Origin of the sequence: Longimicrobium sp. (assembly GCF_036399255.1) — a bacterium.
GTDB lineage: Bacteria > Gemmatimonadota > Gemmatimonadetes > Longimicrobiales > Longimicrobiaceae > Longimicrobium.
The window spans coordinates 1-21146 of the sequence record NZ_DASWNM010000008.1 but is presented as its reverse complement, the minus strand read 5'-3'; the positions used below and the strand labels follow the sequence as shown (position 1 = coordinate 21146).

Annotated in this window: 18 protein-coding genes; all 18 read left to right on the top strand. The window is 71.9% G+C overall.

Going from position 1 to position 21146, the window contains the following annotated elements; all coding sequences use genetic code 11:
- The first annotated feature begins 297 nt into the window (after positions 1 to 297).
- The 18 genes from VGC13_RS00680 to topA all read left to right on the top strand — a co-directional run bounded on the left by VGC13_RS00680 (position 298) and on the right by topA (position 20643).
- Entirely contained in the window at positions 298 to 477 is a 180-nt protein-coding gene (locus VGC13_RS00680; RefSeq protein WP_331123260.1) for a hypothetical protein, read from the top strand.
- Positions 478 to 748: 271 nt separating this feature from the next.
- Positions 749 to 952 (top strand): hypothetical protein, encoded by a 204-nt coding sequence (locus VGC13_RS00675; RefSeq protein ID WP_331123259.1) that lies wholly within the window; start codon positions 749 to 751, stop codon positions 950 to 952.
- A 35-nt stretch (positions 953 to 987) separates the two neighbouring features.
- On the top strand, positions 988 to 2235 hold the full coding sequence (locus VGC13_RS00670; RefSeq protein WP_331123258.1) for a sensor histidine kinase: 1248 nt from the start codon (positions 988 to 990) through the stop codon (positions 2233 to 2235).
- Positions 2232 to 3593 carry a sigma-54 dependent transcriptional regulator gene (locus tag VGC13_RS00665; RefSeq protein WP_331123257.1) on the top strand — a complete coding sequence of 454 codons (1362 nt, stop codon included), beginning with the start codon at positions 2232 to 2234 and terminating at the stop codon, positions 3591 to 3593. The genes VGC13_RS00670 and VGC13_RS00665 overlap by 4 nt, the downstream gene beginning before the upstream one ends.
- A gap of 437 nt (positions 3594 to 4030) precedes the next feature.
- Entirely contained in the window at positions 4031 to 4513 is a 483-nt protein-coding gene (locus VGC13_RS00660; RefSeq protein WP_331123256.1) for a pilus assembly FimT family protein, read from the top strand.
- A 277-nt stretch (positions 4514 to 4790) separates the two neighbouring features.
- A complete protein-coding gene (locus VGC13_RS00655; protein WP_331123255.1) occupies positions 4791 to 5276 on the top strand; it encodes a GspH/FimT family pseudopilin in 486 nt (161 codons plus the stop codon).
- Positions 5260 to 5658: a type IV pilus modification PilV family protein gene (locus tag VGC13_RS00650; protein ID WP_331123254.1), complete on the top strand. Its 399-nt coding sequence runs from the start codon at positions 5260 to 5262 to the stop codon at positions 5656 to 5658. Before VGC13_RS00655 ends, VGC13_RS00650 begins: the two co-directional genes overlap by 17 nt.
- Positions 5636 to 6526: a PilW family protein gene (locus VGC13_RS00645; RefSeq protein WP_331123253.1), complete on the top strand. Its 891-nt coding sequence runs from the start codon at positions 5636 to 5638 to the stop codon at positions 6524 to 6526. The genes VGC13_RS00650 and VGC13_RS00645 overlap by 23 nt, the downstream gene beginning before the upstream one ends.
- Before the next feature lie 26 nt (positions 6527 to 6552).
- Positions 6553 to 7740 carry a pilus assembly PilX N-terminal domain-containing protein gene (locus VGC13_RS00640; protein ID WP_331123252.1) on the top strand — a complete coding sequence of 396 codons (1188 nt, stop codon included), beginning with the start codon at positions 6553 to 6555 and terminating at the stop codon, positions 7738 to 7740.
- A 151-nt stretch (positions 7741 to 7891) separates the two neighbouring features.
- On the top strand, positions 7892 to 8938 hold the full coding sequence (gene pilM, locus VGC13_RS00635; protein ID WP_331123251.1) for a type IV pilus assembly protein PilM: 1047 nt from the start codon (positions 7892 to 7894) through the stop codon (positions 8936 to 8938).
- 34 nt (positions 8939 to 8972) lie between these two features.
- Positions 8973 to 9719, top strand: coding sequence for a PilN domain-containing protein (locus VGC13_RS00630; RefSeq protein WP_331123250.1), 747 nt, complete (start codon positions 8973 to 8975; stop codon positions 9717 to 9719).
- 4 nt (positions 9720 to 9723) lie between these two features.
- The gene (locus tag VGC13_RS00625) at positions 9724 to 10347 is read left to right on the top strand and encodes a type 4a pilus biogenesis protein PilO (protein ID WP_331123249.1); all 624 of its coding nucleotides are present in this window, start codon (positions 9724 to 9726) and stop codon (positions 10345 to 10347) included.
- A complete protein-coding gene (locus tag VGC13_RS00620; RefSeq protein ID WP_331123248.1) occupies positions 10334 to 10870 on the top strand; it encodes a hypothetical protein in 537 nt (178 codons plus the stop codon). Before VGC13_RS00625 ends, VGC13_RS00620 begins: the two co-directional genes overlap by 14 nt.
- A 32-nt stretch (positions 10871 to 10902) precedes the next feature.
- Complete coding sequence (locus VGC13_RS00615; protein WP_331123247.1) at positions 10903 to 12663, top strand: AMIN domain-containing protein; 1761 nt, start codon at positions 10903 to 10905, stop codon at positions 12661 to 12663.
- A 32-nt stretch (positions 12664 to 12695) separates the two neighbouring features.
- Positions 12696 to 15233, top strand: a complete 2538-nt coding sequence (locus tag VGC13_RS00610) for a hypothetical protein (protein ID WP_331123246.1) — start codon at positions 12696 to 12698, stop codon at positions 15231 to 15233.
- 464 nt (positions 15234 to 15697) lie between these two features.
- Positions 15698 to 16903, top strand: coding sequence for a chorismate synthase (aroC, locus tag VGC13_RS00605; RefSeq protein ID WP_331123245.1), 1206 nt, complete (start codon positions 15698 to 15700; stop codon positions 16901 to 16903).
- A gap of 400 nt (positions 16904 to 17303) precedes the next feature.
- Entirely contained in the window at positions 17304 to 17831 is a 528-nt protein-coding gene (locus VGC13_RS00600) for a shikimate kinase (protein ID WP_331123244.1), read from the top strand.
- 40 nt (positions 17832 to 17871) lie between these two features.
- Entirely contained in the window at positions 17872 to 20643 is a 2772-nt protein-coding gene (gene topA / locus VGC13_RS00595) for a type I DNA topoisomerase (RefSeq protein ID WP_331123243.1), read from the top strand.
- Positions 20644 to 21146 lie beyond the last annotated feature (503 nt).

Genomic DNA, 21146 nt, shown 5'->3' with positions numbered 1-21146 from the left:
GGAGATGTGCGGCGCCGCAGCGTCAAGCTGGGGGTAGGGGGCCCTTGCGATAAATCATCCGGGAAGCCAGCACAATCCTTTGCGCCGTCTTGAGATCCCGCTGAAAGAGCAATGCTTCCGCCGTGGTGAATAAGCGAGGCTGATACAGCAATACGTATCAGGCTATTGCGCGGGATCTCCTTGGTGCGGGCGCAGATACGTCGAGGGCACGTATCTTCCGGACCGTGGCGGAACACGATACATTTCCGGGTGCCGGTATGCTCCCGGAACGACGCTACACCGTAAACGACCCTGCACATGGCCCTTGCCCTTGGTCTGACTGCCGTCCTCGTGCTCGCGCTCGTCGTCCGCCGGATGACCACGCCTTCGTGCCCGCGCTGCCGCGGCAAGGAGTGGGACCGCCGGATGTGCGCGCCGCTGCTGTTCTGCCGCCGCTGCGCCACCCGCATCGACGCCCACGGCCGCGCCTACAACTGACCTGACCGGGCGTCCGCGCCCGCATCCGTCCTTGCCGCGGCGGCGCTCCCCCAGGGGGCGCCGCCGCGGCCGTTTCATCCCCCGGCAACTCGTTGTTTCCCAGTGGTTTGCCTCTGGATCGCGCGGCCCGCCGCCCGCCGCCCTCGCGTGGCCGCACCCGCCGTGTTACTGTAGGAAGGAGGGGCGGCGGGGTGGGGGACAGTGCCCCGCCGCCGGGCGGGCCCGCGCCGGGAGCGGGCACCGCGAGCGGCACCAGAGCCAGGAGAAGCACATGAGGAAGCCGGTCAGCAAGCACGCGCTGCGCAGGGCCATGGAGCAGGCCCGCGCCGAAGGGGTGATCGAGTGGAGCGAGCCCACGGGCGCCGTGGTCGACCACGTGTGGCACCAGCTCGCCCGCCAGGCGCTGGACGGCAAGCCCCGCGGGGCGGCCGAACGCGCCGCCGAGGCGCGCCGGCGCCCGCCCGCCGCCGTCTGACCGTTCCGGCGGCCCCGTCGCCGCACCCCGGCCGCGTGAGGACCCCGCGCACGCCGGACCGAGCGAGCCCCGGCCCCGGCCGGGGCTCGCTTCGCGCCGAGCTCCTGTTCAACCTCACCTTTCTTGCCCTGGCCGCCGCCCTGCTGGGCGTGAGCACCCAGGCCGTCGTGCGGCTGGTGAACCCCGGCACCGGCTGGCTGCTGGCCGCGCTGCTGGCCGTGGACGTGGCCGTCTACCTGCTGCTGGCCAACCACCTCATCCAGCGCCTGGTGCTGCGCCCCGTGGACGCCGCGGTCCGCACCGCCGCCGCCGTGGCCGACGGCGACTACGCCCGCCGCGCCCCCCCGGCCGAAAGCCGCGAGATGGCCGCGCTGAGCGACGCGCTCAACCGCATGACCGAGCAGCTGCTGGAGAACCAGGAAAAGCTGGCCGAGAACGTTCGCTCGCTGGACGAGACCAACCGCCGCCTGGTCGCCACCCAGCGCGGGCTGGTGGAGGCCGAGAAGCTGGCCTCCATCGGCCGGCTGGCGGCGGGGGTGGCGCACGAGGTGGGAAACCCGCTGGGCGCCCTGCTGGGCTACGCCTCCCTCCTCCGCCGCCGCGGCGCCGACCCCGAGCTGGTGGGCGGGGTGGAGGGCGAGGCCCGGCGCATCGACCGCATCGTCCGCGGGCTGCTGGACTACGCGCGCCCGGCCCCCGCCGAGCGCGAGGCGGTGGACGTGAACGCGGCGATCCACGCGGCGGTGGGGGTGCTGCGGGTGCAGGGGGTGCTGGCGCAGGTCGACCTGCGGCTGGACCTTGCCCCGGGGCTGCCGCCGCTGGAGGGCGCGCCGCACCTGCTGGAGCAGGCCTTCATCAACCTGCTCGACAATGCCCGGCGGGCCATGGACGGGCGGGGCGTCCTCACCGTCTCCACCCGCCAGGAGGCGTACCAGGCCGGCGTGCGCATTCCCGCACGCCGCGCGGACGATCCCCCGGGCATCACCTACGAGCACCTGCGGCGGCCGCGCGTGACCTCGGTGCGCGACCCGCACCGCATCGAGCCCGGCACCGACGTCGTCAAGGCCATCGTCGCCGACGAGGGGCCGGGGATCCCCTCCGAGCACATCGACAAGGTGTTCGACCCCTTCTTCACCACCCGCCAGCCGGGGGAGGGAACGGGGCTGGGCCTTGCCGTGGTCGCGAGCACCGTGGCAGACTTCGGCGGGCGCATCGAGGCGTCTTCGGGGGCGGGCGGCGGCGCCGTCTTCACCCTTTCCCTTCCCACCCGGCGGCAGGCGTGAGCGAGCGGCGCGTACTGGTCATCGACGACGAGGCCGGCCTTCGGCACACCCTGCTCCTCATCCTGCGCGACGAGGGGTACACGGTCGCCGTGGCCGAGGACGGCGAGGCGGGGCTGCGCGCGGCGCTGGCGGACCCGCCCGAGCTGGTGCTGTGCGACGTGCGCATGCCGCGGATGGGGGGGCTGGAGTTCCTGGAAAGGTACCAGGAGGCCGGCGGCACCGCGCTGGTGGTGATGATGAGCGCGTACGGCACCCTGGACGCGGCCGTCGAGGCCATGCGCCGCGGCGCCTACGACTACATCAGCAAGCCCTTCAACGCCGACGAGGTGGTCCTCACCCTGCGCAAGGCCGAGGAGCGCGAGCAGCTTCGCCGCGAGGTGGCGCTGCTGCGGCGCGAGGTGGGAAAGGTCGACGGCTTCGAGGACGTGGTCGGCGTGTCCGCCGCCATGCGCGAGGTCACGGACCTGGCGTCGCGGGTGGCGCCGTTTCCCAGCACCGTGCTGCTGACGGGCGAAAGCGGAAGCGGCAAGGAGGCGGTCGCCCGGGCGGTGCACCGCGCCTCGCCGCGTCGCGAGCGGGCGTTCGTGGCCGTAAACTGCGGCGCCATCCCCGAGAACCTGCTGGAAAGCGAGCTCTTTGGCCACGAGAAGGGCGCGTTCACCGGCGCGGACCGCATGCGGGAGGGGCTGTTCGAGCAGGCGGACGGGGGCACGCTCTTCCTGGACGAGATCGGCGAATTGTCGCTGCCGCTGCAGGTAAAGCTGCTGCGGGTGCTGCAGGAGCGAAAGTTCCGGCGGGTGGGTGGCAACGGCGAGCGGGCGGTGGACGTGCGCGTGCTCGCCGCCACCGCGCGCGACCTGGTGGACGAGGTGCGCGAGGGGCGCTTTCGCGAGGACCTGTTCTATCGCATCAACGTGGTGCAGATCCACGTCCCCCCGCTGCGCACCCGCCCGGAGGACGTTCCCCTGCTGGCGGACCACTTCCTGGGCCTGCATTCGCGGCGCCTGGGGATCGAATCCGCGGAGCTGCCGAGGGAGCTCGTGCCGGTGCTGGCCCAATACGGGTGGCCGGGCAACGTGCGCGAGCTGGAGAACGTGATCGAGCGCGCGCTGGTGCTCTCCGGCGGTCGCATCGGTATCGATCATCTGCCGCCACACGTGCGCACAGGCCGCCACCCGTTCGAGCTGCCGGACGCCGACGGCGACCTTTCCGTCAAGCGCCGCCTTCCCGCGCTGGAAAAGACGCTCATCGTGCGCGCCCTGGAGCGCTGCAAGGGCAACCGCACCAAGGCCGCCGAGCTGCTGGACCTTTCCGTGCGCGCCCTGTCGTACAAGATCCAGGACTACGGGCTCGACTAGGGTTTTCTCCGCAAGCCGATTACTGGAACGGCTTGGTTTGGGCGTGTCCCTCCACCGGCTCACTTCCGTCCCGGCGTGACAAAAATTTAAGGGTACAGAGGAACAGAGTCAGACAGAGGGAGATTTGCTCTGTCTGACTCTGTTCCTCTGTACCCTTATGCCGTTTGCCGTCCTTTCGCCCCACTCCGGACCAGCGGCCCCAATCCGCCAGGTCCGACACGAAGTCGTGGGCGAACACGCGCCCGGCTCCTCTCTCCCAGGAGCACTTTCCCCAGCATTCGAGCCAAAAGATCGGCTCGCCTGTGTCCCGAAAAACTCGTTCGCGTGCTGGCGGGTCGCGGTTTGACCTTTGGCTCCCCGCCGCGCAATCGTGCTTGCGTCCACTCCGGGGCCGCACCGGCTCCGGCCAGATCGAGGACGGGGGAAGGGAGGGGACGATGCGGGACGGAAGAGGCGGGTACACCCTGGTGGAGCTGATGGCGGTGGTGGCGGTCCTCGGGGTGATGGCGGCGCTGGGGCTGCCGCGGATGCAGGCGCTGCTGGCGCACATCCGCACGCGCGGCGCCCTGAACCGCGTGGTGGCGGACCTGGCGTACACCCGCCACCTGGCCGTGCGCACCGGACGCACCGCCGCGCTGCAGGTGGAGCCCTCCGGCGACTGCCCGGCCCCGGACAACGGCGTGTCGGGCCACCGCTACCGCATCGTGGTCGCGGGCCCGGACAGCGTGGCGGCGCGGGTGGACCTGCGCCTGGACGCGGGGCGCGTGTGCCTGACCAGCAACCAGTCCGCCCGGGTGGCGTTCAACTCGCGCGGGCTGCTGGCCCCGTTCAACAACCGCACGCTCTCCGTGCGCCACGGCACCTACCCGGCCGACACCCTGCGCATCTCCGTCGTCGGCCGCATGCTGCGGCGCTATTGATGGCGTGTCGATCCGCGCGGCAGAGGAGCGGCACGATCCGGGACGCGATCCCGCTCCCGCGTCTCCGCCCCCTCGGTGTGAGGGCCGATCCGTCGGCGGAAGGGCTTGATTCCGGCGCCGCCGCAACGGCATCTGCAACCCCGCTGCGGCGGTAGCAGAAACCGGAAAAGAGTTCCGGGTTGGAAAGGAATGACTGCGGCCAGATGCGAAAAGGTGGCGTAAATGCTTGCGTTGAAAGGAGTCAGGGCCCGGCACGGAACTTGGTCCTGTCCCGGGCATGATCTGCACGAACTTCCCCTCCCGGTCGCGCCGCGGCGGCTTTACGCTGGCGGAGATGATGGTGGTCGTCGTCATCATCGGCCTGATGGCCGCGATGGCCGGGCCGCGCATGATGCGCTGGGTACAGACGGTGGGCCAGAAGGGCGCCGTCAACCAGGTGGTGTCGGACCTGACCTTTGCCCGCGCGCAGGCCGTGCGGCGGGGCCAGACCGTGTCGCTGCGCCTGGACAACACCACCCGCTACCGCGTCACCGCCGACGACGCGGCGGGCAACGTGGGGCGCGTGCTGACCACGGTGGACCTGGGCACCACGCACCGGGGCACCACCGTGGCCGTGGTCAACGGCCCGGGCCGCATCGCCTTCGACTCGCGTGGCACCATCCGGCCGGGCAGCACCACCGAGCTCAAGATCCAGCGGGGCGCGGTGGTCAAGCGGGTCTGCATCTCCGTGGTAGGAAGAGTCTATCGTGAAAACAACTGCTGAGCCGGGCCGGGGGCGCGAGGGCTTTACCCTGGTGGAAGTGCTGGTGGCCATGGTGATCCTGGCCGTGGGGCTGCTGGCCCTGGAGTCGCTGGCCATCGGCGGCGCGCGCAGGGTGGCGCGCGCCGACCGCCAGACCGAGCTCACGGCGCTGGGAAGCGCCCAGGTGGAGCAGGTGCTGCAGCGCATCGAGATGGGGGTGAACCCTGGCAACGCCGACGTCACCGCCGCGGGCACGCGCACGCAGACCGTGGTGACGCGCCAGGCCGCGGGCACCCGGCACTGGGTCTACACGGTGCAGGTGACGGTGACCCCGCCGCCCCACCAGAAGTTCACTCTGAACCCGATCACGGTGGTGGGTCGTGCCATACAAGCTATCCCGTAGTCCCCGCGCCGGGTTCACCCTGGCGGAGCTGATGGTGGCGCTGGTCATCAGCGGACTGCTGATGACCGTCGTCTTCCAGATGCTGAGCGGCCAGTCGCGCATGGTGGCCGTGCAGAGCGGCAAGGAAGAGGCGCAGCAGAACGTGCGCGGCGCCCTGGAGGTCATCAGCAGCGAGCTGCGCGGCGCCATGCCGGGCGCGCTGCTGAATGCGCAGGATCGCTCGCTCACCTTCATGCAGCCCCGCGCCTGGGGCGTGGTGTGCGGAGTGGCGGGGAGCACCGTGACGGCGCTCTTCCCCATCACCGGCGGCGTGGACAGCTGGAACGTGGCCGAGGCCAGCGGCGTGCTGATCAACCAGGCGGCCACCCCCGCCGATCCCGCCGTGTGGCTGCCCAACCCGCTGGCGCCCGCCGGCCGCGCCCAGATCCAGCAGGTGCAGGTGCTGGCGGGCGGCCCCAACGTGGGCGCCTGCGCCGCCATGCAGGCGCAGGGCAACGTGCAGGCGGTGCAGATCGCCACCAGCCAGCCGCTGACGGGGGCGCAGGGGGCCACCGTGGTCACCTACACGCTCACCCAGTACGACTTCGCCCAGGTGGGCGGCCGCTGGTGGCTGCGGCGCAACAGCGGGGTGAGCGGCGGGACGTTCAACCAGCAGCCCCTGGCGGGCCCGCTGGAGGCCAACGGGTTCACGCTCAGCTACTTCACCGCGGGAAACCCGCCCGTCGCCATCGCCGCGCCGGGCACCAACGCCGCCGCGCTGGCCAGCGTGCGCATGGTGCAGGTGCGGGTGGCCAGCAACAGCACCCAGACCGTCAACAGCCGCGTGCAGCGCGACGAGGGCACCGTGACGGTGCTCCTTCGCAACTGAGCCCCCCTCAACCCCCTGTGGCGACCATGACAAAGAATCCCGGCCGGTGGCGCGACCGCCGCGGCGTGGCCCTTCCGGTGGCCCTGGTGGGGCTGGTGGCGGTGTCGCTGCTGGTGACCACCGCCCTGCTCACCTCCAGCGCCGAGTCGGCCATCAGCACCGCGCAGGCCAGCGGCGCCCGCGCCCTGTACAACGCCGAGGGCGGGCTGAACGAGTACCTGCGCCAGGTGGCCGTGGCGGGGGTGGCGCTGACGCCGGGAACGCAGACGGTGACGCTGGCCGAGAGCGGGCAGCGGGTGCGGGTGACGGTGGCCCGGCTGCGGCAGACCACGCCCACGGCGGCGGGCTCGTTCACCTCCACCTACTCGCTGACGGCCGAGCCGGTGACGGCGGGGGGGGAGGCCACCGGGCGGGCGGTGGTGGCCATGGTGCAGCAGTACGCGCCCCCTTCGGACGCGCTGGCCATGAACGTCACCTCGGCCATCACCCTGGGCGGAAACCTGGACGTGAACGGCAACGCCTTCACCGTCAACGGCCGCTTCAACGGGTGCGGCGTGGCGGCGGGCGTGGACGCGGTGCGCTCGGCCGTGGACTCCAACATCACGGCCAACAACGAAAACCACATGAACAACTTCACCGGCGTCAACGACGCCGGCGCGAACACGCAGGGGCGCGCTGCCATCGACAAGTCGCCGCTGACCCGCGAGCAGCTGGCGGACAACGTGCTCAAGGGGCGCTCCCTGGAAGAGATCGTGGCCCCCATCCCGCTCAACAAGAAGTGGGGGCCCCGCTGGCACTCGGCCAGCAACGACCCCAACCGCGTGTGGGACGGCGACCTGGACCCGGGCGAGGAGGTGGCGGTGGTCGACGCCAACCGCCAGACCATCGAGATCTCGGGCGGCACGGGCGTGGTCATCATCGTGAACGGCAACATGCGCATGCGCGGCAGCGCCCAGTTCAACGGCATCATCATCGTCGAGGGCAACTTCTCGCTGGCCGGAAACCCGCAGATCGACGGCGCGCTGGTGAGCCTGGCCATGGATGGCGAGAACGAGATCATCCAGGACCAGAGCGCCATTGCCAACGGCAGCATCACCGTGCAGTACGACAAGTGCGCCATCGACGCCGCGCAGTCGGCGTTCGGGCGCGCCGCCGGCCCGCAGGCGCCCTACTTCTCGGGCACCACCTACGCGTGGTACGAAGTGGTTCGCTGACGCAGTCAAAGACGGCATGGCGGCGGCACACTTGACTGCGCCGCCATGCCGCACTATCGTGACGCCATCCTCCCCCGCTATCCACGTTTACCCGCTTCCGCGCTGCTCCCGCTTTGCGGTGCAGATTTCCGGGACCCCTTTGCCAAGGCCCATGCTTTCCATTCTGCGGCGCAACAGGACCACGGTGGGCCTCGACATCGGCAGCGGCTTCATCAAGGTGGCGGTGGTGGACCATTCCGGCGCCGAGCCGGAGCTGGTGCACGTGTCGCACACGGCGCTGATCGCCGACGCCATCGTCGAAGGCGAGGTCATGGACCCGCAGATCGTGGTGGAGACGGTCCGCTCGCTCATGGACTCGTCGGGGCTCAAGCCCAAGAAGCTGGTGGCCTCGGTGGGCGGGCGCGACGTGATGGTGAAGAAGATCCAGATGGACCGCATGAAGGAGGCGGACGCCCGCGAGGTGATTCGCTGGGAGGCCGAGCAGTACGTGCCCTTCGACATGGAGAACGTGCAGCTGGACTTCCAGATCCTGGACCCGCTGGACGACGGGCTGCAGATGAACGTCCTTCTCGTGGCGGCCAAGCGCGACGTGGTGGACCAGAAGGTGGGGCTGCTGCGTGACGCGGGGCTGGCCCCGGGCGTCATCGACGTCGACTCCTTCGCCCTGCACAACGCCTTCGAGTACAACTACCCCGAAGCCATGGAGGGGGTGGCCGCGCTGGTGAACGTGGGCCACGAGATCAGCACCGTGAACGTGCTGCAGGACGGCGCGCTGGTGCTGACCCGCGACGTGCCCTTCGGCAGCCGGCGGCTGCGCGAGGACCTGCGCCGCATGCACGGCCTGACGGTGGACGAGGCCGACGCGGTGCTGCAGGGCCGCTCGGAGCGCGCCCGCGAGTTCGAGGAGCTGCTGCGCGGCGGGGCCGAGGACCTGGCGGTGGGAGTGGAGCGCGCGGTGGCCTTCCTGGGCGCGGGCGACGGGGTGACCTCGCCGGGGCGCGTGTTCGTCTGCGGCGGCGGGGCCCGCATCCCCGGCCTGGTGGACGTGGTGGCGGCGCGGCTGCGCGCCCGCACCGAGGTGGCCACGCCGCTGCAGCGCCTGCGCGCGCGGCCGGGCGTCACCTCCTTCTTCGCCGTCGACGAGCTGGCGCCCATGCTGATGCTGTCGGTGGGGCTGGCGCTGCGCCAGGCCGCCTGAGCGCGCGCCCCCCGGACCCGAGCCTTACCCAACCGTGATCGAGATCAACCTGCTTCCCAGCGGCACCCAGCGCCGCCCGGCCGCCCCGCGGCGAGCCGGCGCCGGACCGTCGCTCCCCGCCCTGGGCGCGGACCCGCGCGTGGCCGGCATGGGCGGCGCGGCCGTGCTGCTGGCGCTGCTGGGGGCGTACTGGTTCTGGACGTCGGGGCAGTCGCGCAGCCAGCTGCAGGCGCAGGTGGAGACCGAGGCCGCCGACTCGGTGCGGCTGGAGCGCACCATCGCCCTGATGAAGACGCTGGACACCCGGCGCGATACCATCGACCGCAAGATGGAGGTCATTCGCCAGGTGGACACGCGCCGCTACGTGTGGCCGCACCTGATGGACGAGGTGAGCCGCGCCACGCCGCCCTTCATGTGGCTGACCAAGCTGGCGGTGGTGGAGGACGAGACCGCGCCCCCCGCGCCCACGCCGGCCCCGGCCCCCGCCGCCGCCGCGGCCGACACGGCGAAGCAGCGGGCCGACAGCGCGGCCGCCGCCGCCGCCCCGCCGGTGCCCGCGGGGCCGGTGTTCAACCTGGAGGGCCACGCGGCCACCCCCGAGGCGCTTACGCGCTTCATGAAGAACCTGGAGGCCTCGCCCATGATCCGCGAGGTGTCGCTGGTGACCAGCGAGCGGCAGGACGTGCAGGGGCGCACCCTCTTCCAGTTCACCCTGGAGGCGCGGTGGGAAGAGCCCGACTCGGCCTTCGTAGAGACCGTCCCCCTTCTCACCGTACGGTAGCCCGATGGCGCTTCCCCCCCTGGAGCCGCAGCAGCGCAAGCAGCTGATGTACGGCGGCCTGATGCTGGCCCTGCTGGCGTTCGGCTTCTACGACCGCATCTACACGCCGCGCAACGAGCAGATCGCGGCCCTCGAGACGCGGCTGGAGACGCTGAAGACGGTGAACACGCGCAGCCGCGCCATCACCCGGTCCGGCTCGTCCGAGATGGACCAGCAGCTGGCGCTGTACCGGCAGCAGCTGGAGCTGGCCGAGGGGCTGATCCCCAGCGACGAGGAGCTTCCCAACCTGCTGGACGCCATCTCGGCCGAGGCGCAGCGGGCGGGGGTGGAGCTCACCCTGATCCAGCCCGTGGGCGCGACCGAGGAGGCGTACTACACCCGCCGCGTCTACGACATGGCGGTGGTGGGCGGCTACCACCAGATCGCCGAGTTCCTGACGCGGGTGGCCTCGCTGCCGCGCATCGTGACGCCCACCAACGTGACGGTGGCGCCCCGCGCCGCCGCCACGGGCGGGCGCCCGCAGCAGCAGCCGGCCCGCCCCGGCGGCGCGGTGGAGCTGGAGGCCCGCTTTTCCGTGGAGACCTACGTGATTCCCAGCACCCCGGTGAACGACGATGCGAGCGCCTGAGCGCACCTTGCCGGCACTGGCGGTCCTGGCGCTGGCGGCGGCGCTCTGCGCGCCGGCCCCCGCCGCCGCGCAGGCGGCGGCGCGGCCGGCCGTGGCGGGCGCCCCCGCCGACCCCGCGCTTCCCGAGACGGAGGTGTACCGGCGCGAGGTGTTCCGCTACCCCGCGGGAGGGCGCCCCGACCCCTTTCAGCCCCTGCTGGGAAGCGAGGAGATGGGGGTGCGCGTGCAGGACCTGCGGCTGGTCTCCATCGTCTACAGCGGCGACCCGCGGGGCTCGGTGGCCACCTTTACCCTCCCCGACAGCGCCCAGCGCGTGCGGCTGCGGGTGGGGCAGCGGCTGGGCTCGGTGACGGTGGTCGCCATCCACCAGCGCCGGGTGGACGTGCGCGAGGACGAGATGGGGGTGAGCCGCGTGTACTCGCTGGAGCTGCAGCGCGCGCCCCGGCCCGCCGGGCAGGGCGCGCCCCCCGCGCCCGCCGCCCCGCAGCCGGCCCCCGCCACCCCGGCCGGAGGACGCCCGTGACGACCCCTGAACCCCGAGCCATGAGGCTTTCGATGACGTTGCGCAACGCGGTGCTCGCGCTGCTGCTTCCCGTGCTGGCCGCCGCGGCGCCCGCGCCGGCGGCCCTGGAGGGGAGCGTGGCGGCCCTGCGGCTGGAGGGCCGCGAGGGGCGCACGGAGCTGACGGTGGAGATCGCCGGCGGCGAGGTGCGCTGGACCGACTTCGCGCTGTCGGGACCCGCGCGGGTGGTGGTCGACATCGAGAACGCCACCCTGGACCTGCCGGCCCGCACCTTTACCGGGCTGGACCGCGGCGGCGTGCGCGGCGTGCGCACCAGCCAGCACACCCCCGACGTGGTGCGGGTGGTGCTGGACCTGGAGCGCGAGACCACCTACCAGGTGGAGCGGGTGGGCGGCGGGCTGCGCATCTCGCTGGCCTCGGGCGCGGTGGCCTTTGCGCCGTGGAGCAGCGGCGGCGCGGGCGCGGGCTCGGCGCGTCCGGCGCGGCAGGCGTCCAGCGCGCCGCCCACGCCCTCGCGGCCGGCGGTGCAGCAGACGCAGGCGCGCCGCATCACGGTGAGCTTCGAGAACTCCGAGATGCGCGACGTGCTGGCCACCTTCGCCGAGTTCTCCGGCCGCTCCATCATCGCCGGGATGGACGTGTCGGGGCTGGTGGTGGACGGGGTGCGCTTCACCAACCAGCCGTGGGACGTGGCGCTGCGCACCCTGCTGCAGGCGTACGGCCTGGCGGCGGAGGAGCTGCCGGGCGGCATCATCCGGGTGGACCAGATCGAGCGCCTGGCGGCGCGGGCCGCGGCCGAGCCGCTGGTCACGCAGCCGTTCCGCATCAACTACGTTCCCGCGGGCGACCTGGCGCGCACCTTCGAGTCGATGGTGAGCGAGCGCGGCAACATCGTGGCCGACACCAGCACCAACACGCTCATCGTCACCGAGGTGGAGCGGGTGGTGGCCGACATCCAGTCGCTCATCCAGACGCTGGACGTGCCGGTGCCGCAGGTGGCCATCGAGGCCAAGATCATCTTCGTGGACCGCACGCAGCTGGAGGCGCTGGGGATCCGCTACGACCTGAAGGACTTCCAGGGCAACTCGTTCGGCGGGCTGGTGGAGAGCCCCCTGTACGACCCCGACACGGGGCAGCCCACGGGCGAAAGCACCCCCGACAACCGCTTCCTGCTGGGCGGACCCAGCATCGGCGCGGTGGGGAACGCGGACACCGAGATCGAGGACGCCACGCTGGACGTGGCGGTGAGCCTGCTGCTGGCCAACCGCTTTTCGCTGATCGCGCTGATCAGCGCGCTGCAGAGCACCACCATCGCCGACGTGCAGGCGATGCCGCAGATCACCATGCTCGACAACACCACCTCGCGCATCTTCGTGGGCGAGGAGATCACCTTCCTCACCGCGTCGGCGACGGGCGGCGTGGGCGGGGCGGTGACGCTGCAGCCGGTGCAGGTGGACGCCGGCATCGAGCTGGAGGTGACGCCGCACATCACCTCGGACGGCCGCGTGCGCCTGGCGCTGCGGGCCGAGAACTCCAACCCCCGCACCACCGAGAACAACCTGCTCAACGTGACGCGCCAGCAGGCCGAGACCGAGGTCCTGGCGCAGGACGGCGAGACGGTGGTGATCGGCGGGCTGACGGTGACGACGGTGGAAGAAACCCGCAGCGGCATTCCCTTCCTGATGGACCTGCCGCTGCTGGGCGGGCTGTTCCGGGTGTCGCGCCGCGAGGAAAGCAAGCAGGACCTCCTCATCCTGGTGACCCCCCACATCGTACGGCAGCAGGCCCGCTGAGGGCCCGCCGGATCCGCTTTTAGAGGTACCCCATGAGACTGCTCCGGACCCGGGCCGCCCTGGCGGCGGCCCTTTCGGCCGCCGCGCTGTTCGCGGCCTGCGACAACACCGGCAACCCCTTTCAGCCGGGACCCGGGCCGGGCCCCGGTCCCGGCGGCCCCGCGGCGGCCGACAGCACGCGTCCCACGGCGGTCCTGGTCCTGCCCGACACGGCGACGGACAACCTGGCCGTGGGCGACTCGCTGTTCGTGCGGGCGCGGGTCACCGACAACACGGCGCTGGCCTCGGTGACGGTGGAGGGGTTCTCCGTCCGCGGCAGCGAGTCGCTGGGCACGGCGGTAAAGGTGACCCGCTTCGACAGCAAGACGGTGCGGCTGGACAGCCTGGGCCGCGCGGTGCGCGACACCACGGTGGACCGCTTCCTGTACGCCACCTCCGACACCGTTCCCGAGACGGGGGTGTTCGTGGTGGTGACGGCCCGCGACACGGCGGGGAACGCGGCCGCCGACACCTTCCGGGTAAACCTGGGCGGCCCGCGGGTGAGCCTGCAGCTGGCGTCGTCGGGCGAGCCCCGCGGCGGCTCGCAGATCACGCTGCGGGTAAGCGCCAGCGAGCCGCGCGACCTGCTGACCTCGGTGGTGGTGCGGGGAACGGGGGCGGCCACCTTCGAGCGGGTGCTCACCTTTACCCCGGCGCGGGCCCAGCTCGACTCGCTGCTGGTGATCTCGCTGCCCCAGGCGGCGCTGGGCTCGCTGACGGTGACGGCGACGGCCACCTCGGCCAGCAACCAGCAGGGGGCGTCGGTGCCGCTGGTGCTGTCGGTGGCGGCGGCCGAGGCCGACGTCACGCTGCCGCGCACCACCTTCCTGGCGCCGATCCCGTCGCGGCTGGAGCAGGCGGACTCGTTCGAGGTGCAGGTGTCGGGCGCGGACGAGAGCGGGATCGACTCGGTGGGCGTGACGGTGTTCGCCGTGCGCCGCGGCACGAGCCCGGCCGACACCCTCCGGGTGTACCGGGGCGCGGGGGCCACGACGGGCGGGGCGGTCTTCCGCTTTGCGCTGGCCGAGCTGGGGCTGGACCCGCTGCAGGGGACGAACGTGGACCTGGAGGTGACCGCCTGGTCGCGCGACCTGCGCGGCAACTGCGGCGCCGCCACCACCATGGCCACCCCGCAGCAGCTTCCCTGCGCCACGGGGCCGGGGGGCGCGCGGGTGACCACGGGGGCGGGGCGGCTGGTGCAGCTGTTCGTGGCGCGCGGGCTGACCATGCGCCGTCCCAACCCGGGCGACGTGATCGCCGACCTGGTGGCCGACAGCCAGCGGGTGTACCTGTCCAACCTGTCGCGCAACCGGGTGGAGGTGTTCCCCATCGGCGCCACGGCGTACGGAACGCCGGTGCGGGTGGGCTCGGAGCCGTGGGGGCTGGCGCTGGGGCGCACGGGCGACACCCTGTTCGTGGCCAACAGCGGCGGCACCAACATCTCGGCCATCCCGCTTACGCCGGGGACGCTGACCGAGGCCGAGGACGCGCGCATCTTTACGCCCAACGAGCAGCTGTACCGCGTGGTCTTCGACGAGACGCTGACGCCGGGGCGGGTCGAGGTGTACGACTACAGCGACCGTCCGCAGTTCATCGCGCAGACGTCGCTGGGGCAGCTGGTGTACAGCACCAAGCCCACGGGCGCGGCGCCGGACGGCACGGTGCGCATCTTCGACCCGCGCAAGAACAACGTGGAGATCTTCACGGGGTACGTGCGGCGCGGGGTGATCGGCACCGAGGCCATCGTGGTGAACGCGCGCTCGGCGGCGCTGGTGATCGGCAATCCCAAGCAGCTGGAAGTGTGCGTGCGGCGCCGCGCCGGCGACACCGTGGACCCGCCCTGCTTCCGGGGGAACACGGAGTTCGTGGCCGCCATGGTCGACAGCATGCGGGCGCTGCCGCCGGTGAACGGCGTGCGCTACGACACGCGGGTGGACGTGTTCACCAACATCCAGGAGGTGGGGCTGTCCGACACCACCTTCGTGGCGGTGAGCGGCGACCGCACCACGGTGGCGGTGGGCGAGGGCGTGCGCGAGCGGGCCCGCGTGCCGGTGTTCACGGTGGCGGGCGACTCGCTGGCGCTCTCGGGGAACATCTACGACCTGATCAACAACGCGGACGAGCGGGTGATCGGGCTGGGGCTGAACTACGACGGCTCGCTGGGCGCGGCCCGGGGCACGGGGGTGTACTTCTTTACCCGCGACCTGCGCCTGCAGGGGCGGGCGCCCAGCGGCTCGCCGGCGGGCGGCATCGCCATGCACCCCGAGAACCGCGGCTACCCGGGAGCTCCGGCCAACCGTCGCGCGTTCGTGTCGGGGCTGGACGAGAGCGGGGCGCCGTACATCGACATCATCGACACCTTCAACTTCTCGGGGAACCCCGCCCGGCGCATCTACCTGCGCGACCCGGTGATCGGGGCCATGGCGGTGGCGCCGCGGGCGCCGGGCGACCCGGCCAGCGTGCGGCTGCGGCTGTACGCCATCACCAGCGGGGGCATCCTGTCGGTGGCCATCACCGACGCGGACATGTAGCCGCGTCCCCGCGGCCGCGTGACCATAACCGAGGGCCCGGCGGCGACGCCGGGCCCTCGGTGCGTTTGCGCGGGGATGGATCGAGGATCGGGGACAGCGATCGAACTGCGCCGGCGGGAGCCCTCACCCGCTCGCTCGTACCAGATCCTGAAAGAGAATGATCGTACAGAGGAACAGAGTCAGACAGAGAAAGCGGGCCGAGTGATCATCCTGGTTCCTCTGTCTGCCTCTGTTCCTCCGTACCCATGAAGGTGTTGTTTTCCCGGATCCGGTATTCGTCGGCTCGCCGAGGGTATAAAAATCAAGGAAACACCTGCCATGCTCCGCGCAGCTTGGCGGGAGGGCCAGGGAGGGGGGCGCCGGCGGACGCAGACCAGATCCAGCGTCCCGCCATGGAATCCTCCGTATCGCACTTCCTCCCGCACTTTCGCACTTTCGCACTCTCGCACTATCTTCCCCGCATCATGCCGACCTTCCGCTTTACCACGGCGGGCGAGTCGCACGGCCCCGCCCTGGCGGCGGTCGTGGAAGGGCTCCCCGCCGAACTGCCGATCCTTGCCGACGAGATCGACCGCGAGCTCCGCCGCCGACAGGGCGGCTACGGGCGCGGCGGCCGCATGCGCATCGAGAGCGACCGGGCCGAGATCCTGTCGGGCGTGCGCCACGGCGAAACGCTGGGCTCGCCGGTCACGCTGCTGGTGCGCAACCGCGACTGGGCCAACTGGACGGAGCCCATGTCGCCCTCGCCCGTGGACTCCGCCGGCGACGACGAGGCCATGCGGCGCGTCTTCTTTCCCCGGCCGGGGCACGCGGACCTGGTGGGCGCGCTGAAGTACGACCGCACCGACGCCCGCGACATCCTGGAGCGCGCCAGCGCCCGCGAAACCACCATGCGCGTGGCCGCCGGCGCCCTGGCGAAGCGGCTGCTGGCGGAGCTGGGGATCACGGTGGGGAGCCACGTGGTCTCCATCGGCGGGATCGTGGCCAACCTGCCGGCGGAGCTGCCGGCCGAGCTGAACGCGGCCTCCGATCCCAGCCCGGTGCGGTGCCTGGACCCGGAGGCGGAGGGGCGGATGATCGACGCCATCGACGCGGCCAAACGCGACGGCGACACGCTGGGCGGGGTGGTGGAGGTGGTGGCGCACGGGGTGCCGGCCGGGCTGGGATCGCACGTGTCGTGGGACCGCAAGCTGGACGGGCGGCTGGCGCAGGCGCTGATGTCCATCCAGGCCATCAAGGGGGTGGAGGTCGGCCTGGGCTTCGAGGCGGCCCTGCGGCCGGGCTCGCGCGTGCACGACGCCATCACCCTGGACCCGGCGGTGCCGCGGGGCGGGGGGTTCGGGCGGGTGGGAAACCACGCGGGCGGGCTGGAGGGCGGCATCACCACGGGGCAGCCGCTGGTGGCGCGCGCGGCGATGAAGCCCATCTCCACGCTGATGACGCCGCTGGGCACGGTGGACCTGCGTACGGGCGAGGCGGCCGAGGCGGTGCGCGAGCGCTCGGACGTGTGCGCCGTCCCCGCGGCCGGTGTGGTGGCCGAGGCGATGATGGCGATCGTGCTTGCCGGCGCGGTGCTGGAGAAGTTCGGCGGGGACTCGATGACGGAGTTGCGGCGGAGCTTCGACGCGTACTGCGCCCACATCCTCGCCCGCGGCGCCTTCGCCGGCTGAGGGGGGGCCTCTCCCCCGCCGAGGGCGAATGAATTCGCTGCAACAACTACACGAAGGCCGCCTTCGCGGACTGGAAGCGGTGGGGTAGGGTGAGTCCCTGCCACGTCGCGGGTCAGGAGGCGGCTACTGGTCTCCATCCTGTCGGAGCGGGACCGAATTCTCCCCTCTCCGTGAGGAACGAACGGGGAGGGGCCGGGGGAGGGGCCCTTGGCCGACACGGTGTGATGCCCTTCGAAGCGCGTCACCTCTCCCTCGAGATTAGGGAAGAGGCCGGGAGAGGGGGCCCCACGCGGGCGCAGTTCGATGCTTCCAGAATCACGGTGCCTTGCCGGTTGCACCCGCCGGGGCGAATCCCGGTTTCCATGCAGCGCCTTCCCCCGGACGACCAATCGCGCGTACAATGAGTGAAGCGGCGGTGCAGCGCGTGGTGCTGGTGGGGATGATGTGCTCGGGGAAGTCGGCGGTGGGGGCGGCGCTGGCGCGGCGGCTGGGGTGGACGCACCTGGACCTGGACCGCGAGATCGAGCGCGAGGCCGGCCGCACCGTCCGCGAGATCTTCGCCACCGACGGCGAGGCGGCGTTCCGGCGGATGGAGGCGGAGGCCACGGCGCGCATCGCGCGGCGGACCGGCGTCGTCCTGTCCCCCGGCGGTGGGTGGGTGACCAACCCGGCGCTGCTGGACGCGCTGGGCCCCGGCACGCTGTGCGTGTGGCTGCGGGTATCGCCCGAAGAGGCGGTGCGGCGGTCGGCGGCGGCGCCGGGGGAACGCCCCTTGCTCGCGGGTACCGACCCCCTGGCGGCAATCCGAAGGCTGCTGGGCGAGCGCGAACGCTTCTACGCCCGCGCCGACGTCGAGGTGCTCACCGACGGGCGCTCCGTGGACGCGCTGGCGGACCAGATCAACGACGTGATCCGCGGCCGGGCGTAACCCGCCCGGCACCATGCGGCAAATCCCTATCCCGAAAACGATGGCCGGCAAGAACCCAACGCGGCTGGTGGTGGTGGAGTCGCCCACGAAGGCCAAGACGATCCGCGGCTTTCTGCCGGCGGGGTACCGCGTGGCGGCCTCCATGGGCCACGTGCGCGACCTTCCCGAGTCCGCGACCGACATCCCCGCCAGGTACAAGGGCCAGGAGTGGGCCCGGCTGGGGGTGAACGTCGAGGCCGACTTCGAGCCGCTGTACATCGTCCCCGGCAAGAAGGCCAAGATCGTCTCCGAGCTCAAGGCGCTGCTCAAGGACGCGGACGAGCTCATCGTCGCGACCGACGAAGACCGCGAGGGGGAAAGCATTGGCTGGCACCTGGTGCAGGTGCTGAATCCCAAGGTGCCCATCTCGCGCATCGTCTTCCACGAGATCACCCCCGAGGCCATCCGCGCCGCGCTGGCCAGCCCGCGCCAGATCGACGAGGACCTGGTGCGCGCGCAGGAGACGCGGCGCATCCTGGACCGCCTGGTGGGCTACACGGTGAGCCCGCTGCTGTGGAAGAAGATCTCCACCGGCCTTTCCGCCGGCCGGGTGCAGTCGGTGGCGGTCCGTCTTCTGGTCCAGCGCGAGCGCGAGCGGCGGGCGTTCCGCTCCGCCACCTACTGGGACCTCAAGGCCACGCTGCTGCGCGGCATCACCCCGTTTGGCGCCACGCTGACGGCGGTGAACGGCAAGCGCGTGGCGACGGGGCGCGACTTCGACGAGAACACGGGGCGGCTGAAGACGGCGGACGTGGTCCTTCTGGACGGCGAGCAGGCCCGGGCGCTGCAGGAGCGCCTGAAGCAGTCCGCGTGGAAGGTGGCGGAGACGGACGAAAAGCCCACGGTGCGCCGTCCGTATCCCCCGTTCACCACCTCGACGCTGCAGCAGGAGGCCAACCGCAAGCTGCGGCTGAGCGCGCGCGACACCATGCGCATTGCCCAGCGGCTGTACGAGGAGGGCCTGATCACGTACATGCGTACGGACAGCGTCCACCTTTCGGAGCAGGCCATCAAGGCGTCGCGCAGCCGCATCCGCTCGCTGTACGGCGACAACTACCTGAGCCCGCAGCCGCGCCAGTTCACCACCAAGTCCAAGGGCGCGCAGGAGGCCCACGAGGCCATCCGCCCCGCCGGCACGGAGATGCGCACCGTGGAGGAGCTGCGGCTGACCGGGGTGGAGGGCGCGCTGTACGACCTGATCTGGAAGCGCACCGTCGCCAGCCAGATGGCCGAGGCGCGGCTGACGTACCTGACGGCGACCATCCAGGCGGACGGGGCCACCTTCCGCGCGTCGGGAAAGCGCATCGACTTTCCCGGCTTCTTTCGCGCCTACGTCGAGGGGCAGGACGATCCCGACGCGGCGCTGGAAGACCGCGAAGAGCCGCTGCCGCCGCTGAAGCCGGGCGACGACCTGGCGCTGCGCGCGCTGGAGGCGCTGAGCCACTCCACCCAGCCGCCCGCGCGCTACACCGAGGCGACGCTGGTGAAGATGCTGGAGCAGGAGGGGATCGGCCGGCCCAGCACCTACGCCAGCATCATCGGCACGGTGATCGACCGCGGCTACGTGGAGCGGGTGAGCAACCAGCTGGTGCCCACCTTCACCGCGTTCGCGGTGACGGGGCTGCTGGAGCGCAACTTTCCCTCGCTGGTGGACACGAAGTTCACGGCGCGGATGGAGGAGGAACTGGACGAGATCGCCGAGGGCGACGCCCAGTGGCTCCCCTACCTGCGCAACTTTTTCCTGGGCGCCGACGGGCTGGACGAGACGGTGAAGCGCGGGCAGGAGTCCATCGACCCGCGCGAGGCCAGCACCGTCATGCTGGAGGACCTGGGGGCGCGGGTGCGGATCGGGCGCTTTGGCCCGTTCGCCGAGATGGAGTCGGACGGCGAAACCTTTACCGCCTCGCTGCCGGAGGGGATCGCGCCGGCGGACCTGACGGCGGAGCAGGTGTCGCAGCTGGTGCGCGCCAAGGCCGAGGGCCCGGACGTGCTGGGCGAGGATCCCGCGACCGGCAAGCCGATCCTGGTGCTGCAGGGGCGCTTTGGCCCCTACGTGCAGCTGGGCGAGGCGGAGGAGGGGTCGAAGTCGAAGCCCAAGCGCGCCTCGCTCCCCAAGGGGATGAACCCGGCGGACCTCAAGCTGGACTTCGCGCTGCAGCTGCTCTCGCTTCCCCGCACCCTGGGCACGCACCCGGAGACGGGGAAGGAGATCCAGGCGAACGCGGGACGCTTCGGGCCCTACGTGGTGCACGACGGCGACTTCCGCTCGCTGGCCAAGAGCGACGACGTGTACACGGTGGATCTGGCCCGCGCGATGGAGTTGATCTCGCAGCCCAAGGCGGGACGCGGCCAGCGCGCGGCGATCGAGCCGCTGCGCACGATTGGCGCGCACCCCAAGGACGGGGAGCCGGTGAACCTGTACGAGGGGCGCTACGGGCCGTACGTAAAGCACGGCGCGGTGAACGCCTCCATCCCCAAGGGCACGGGCCCGGACGAGGTGACGCTGGAGCAGGCCGTCACCCTGCTCGCCGAGCGCGAGGCGGCCGGCCCGCCCGCCAAGAAGGGCCGCGGCGGCCGCTCCGCGGCGAAGACGTCGCGCGCGCCGGCCCGGTCGGGCACAAAGAGCGCAAAGGCGGCGGACACGGGGGAGAAGAAGCCCGCGCGCGCCGGCACCAAGTCGAAGACCGCCGCCTCCGCCCGTACCGCCGCGGCGAAGAAGACGGCCCGCACCGCGTCGAAGACGGCCGGCGCGAAGAAGCCGCCGAAGAAGTAGCGGCGACGCGCGGGACGCTCCGCTCGCGCACCCGCGGGGCGGAGCGGTGTACCGACGCGGGATTGCCCTCCTCCGGGTTCGGGGGAGGGCAAGCTTTTCGGGCAGGCAGGACAGGGCAGGATCCGATCGGTTCGACAGGCATCGCGCTGGCGTCCGCCTGCGCCCCCTCCGGGCTCGCATTACTCGCCCACCACCCCCAAAACTGCTGGGGGAGGTTGGGGTGGGGCAGGGATTCGGGCGGTTCGACGGGGATCGCACTGCGTCCGCCGGCGCCCCCTCCGGGCTCGCATTACTCGCCCACCTCCCCCAAAACTGCTGGGGGAGGTTGGAGGGTAGGGCAGGGATTCGGGCCGTTCGGCTGAGGTCGACGCGAGATGGTGGGCGCCCTCTCCCCGGCCCTCCCCCGCAAACTCCGCGGGGGAGGGTGACGCGATCCACGGGCTTCGGAGCGGGATCGAATTCTCCCCTCTCCGTGAGGAACGAACGGGGAGGGGCCGGGGGAG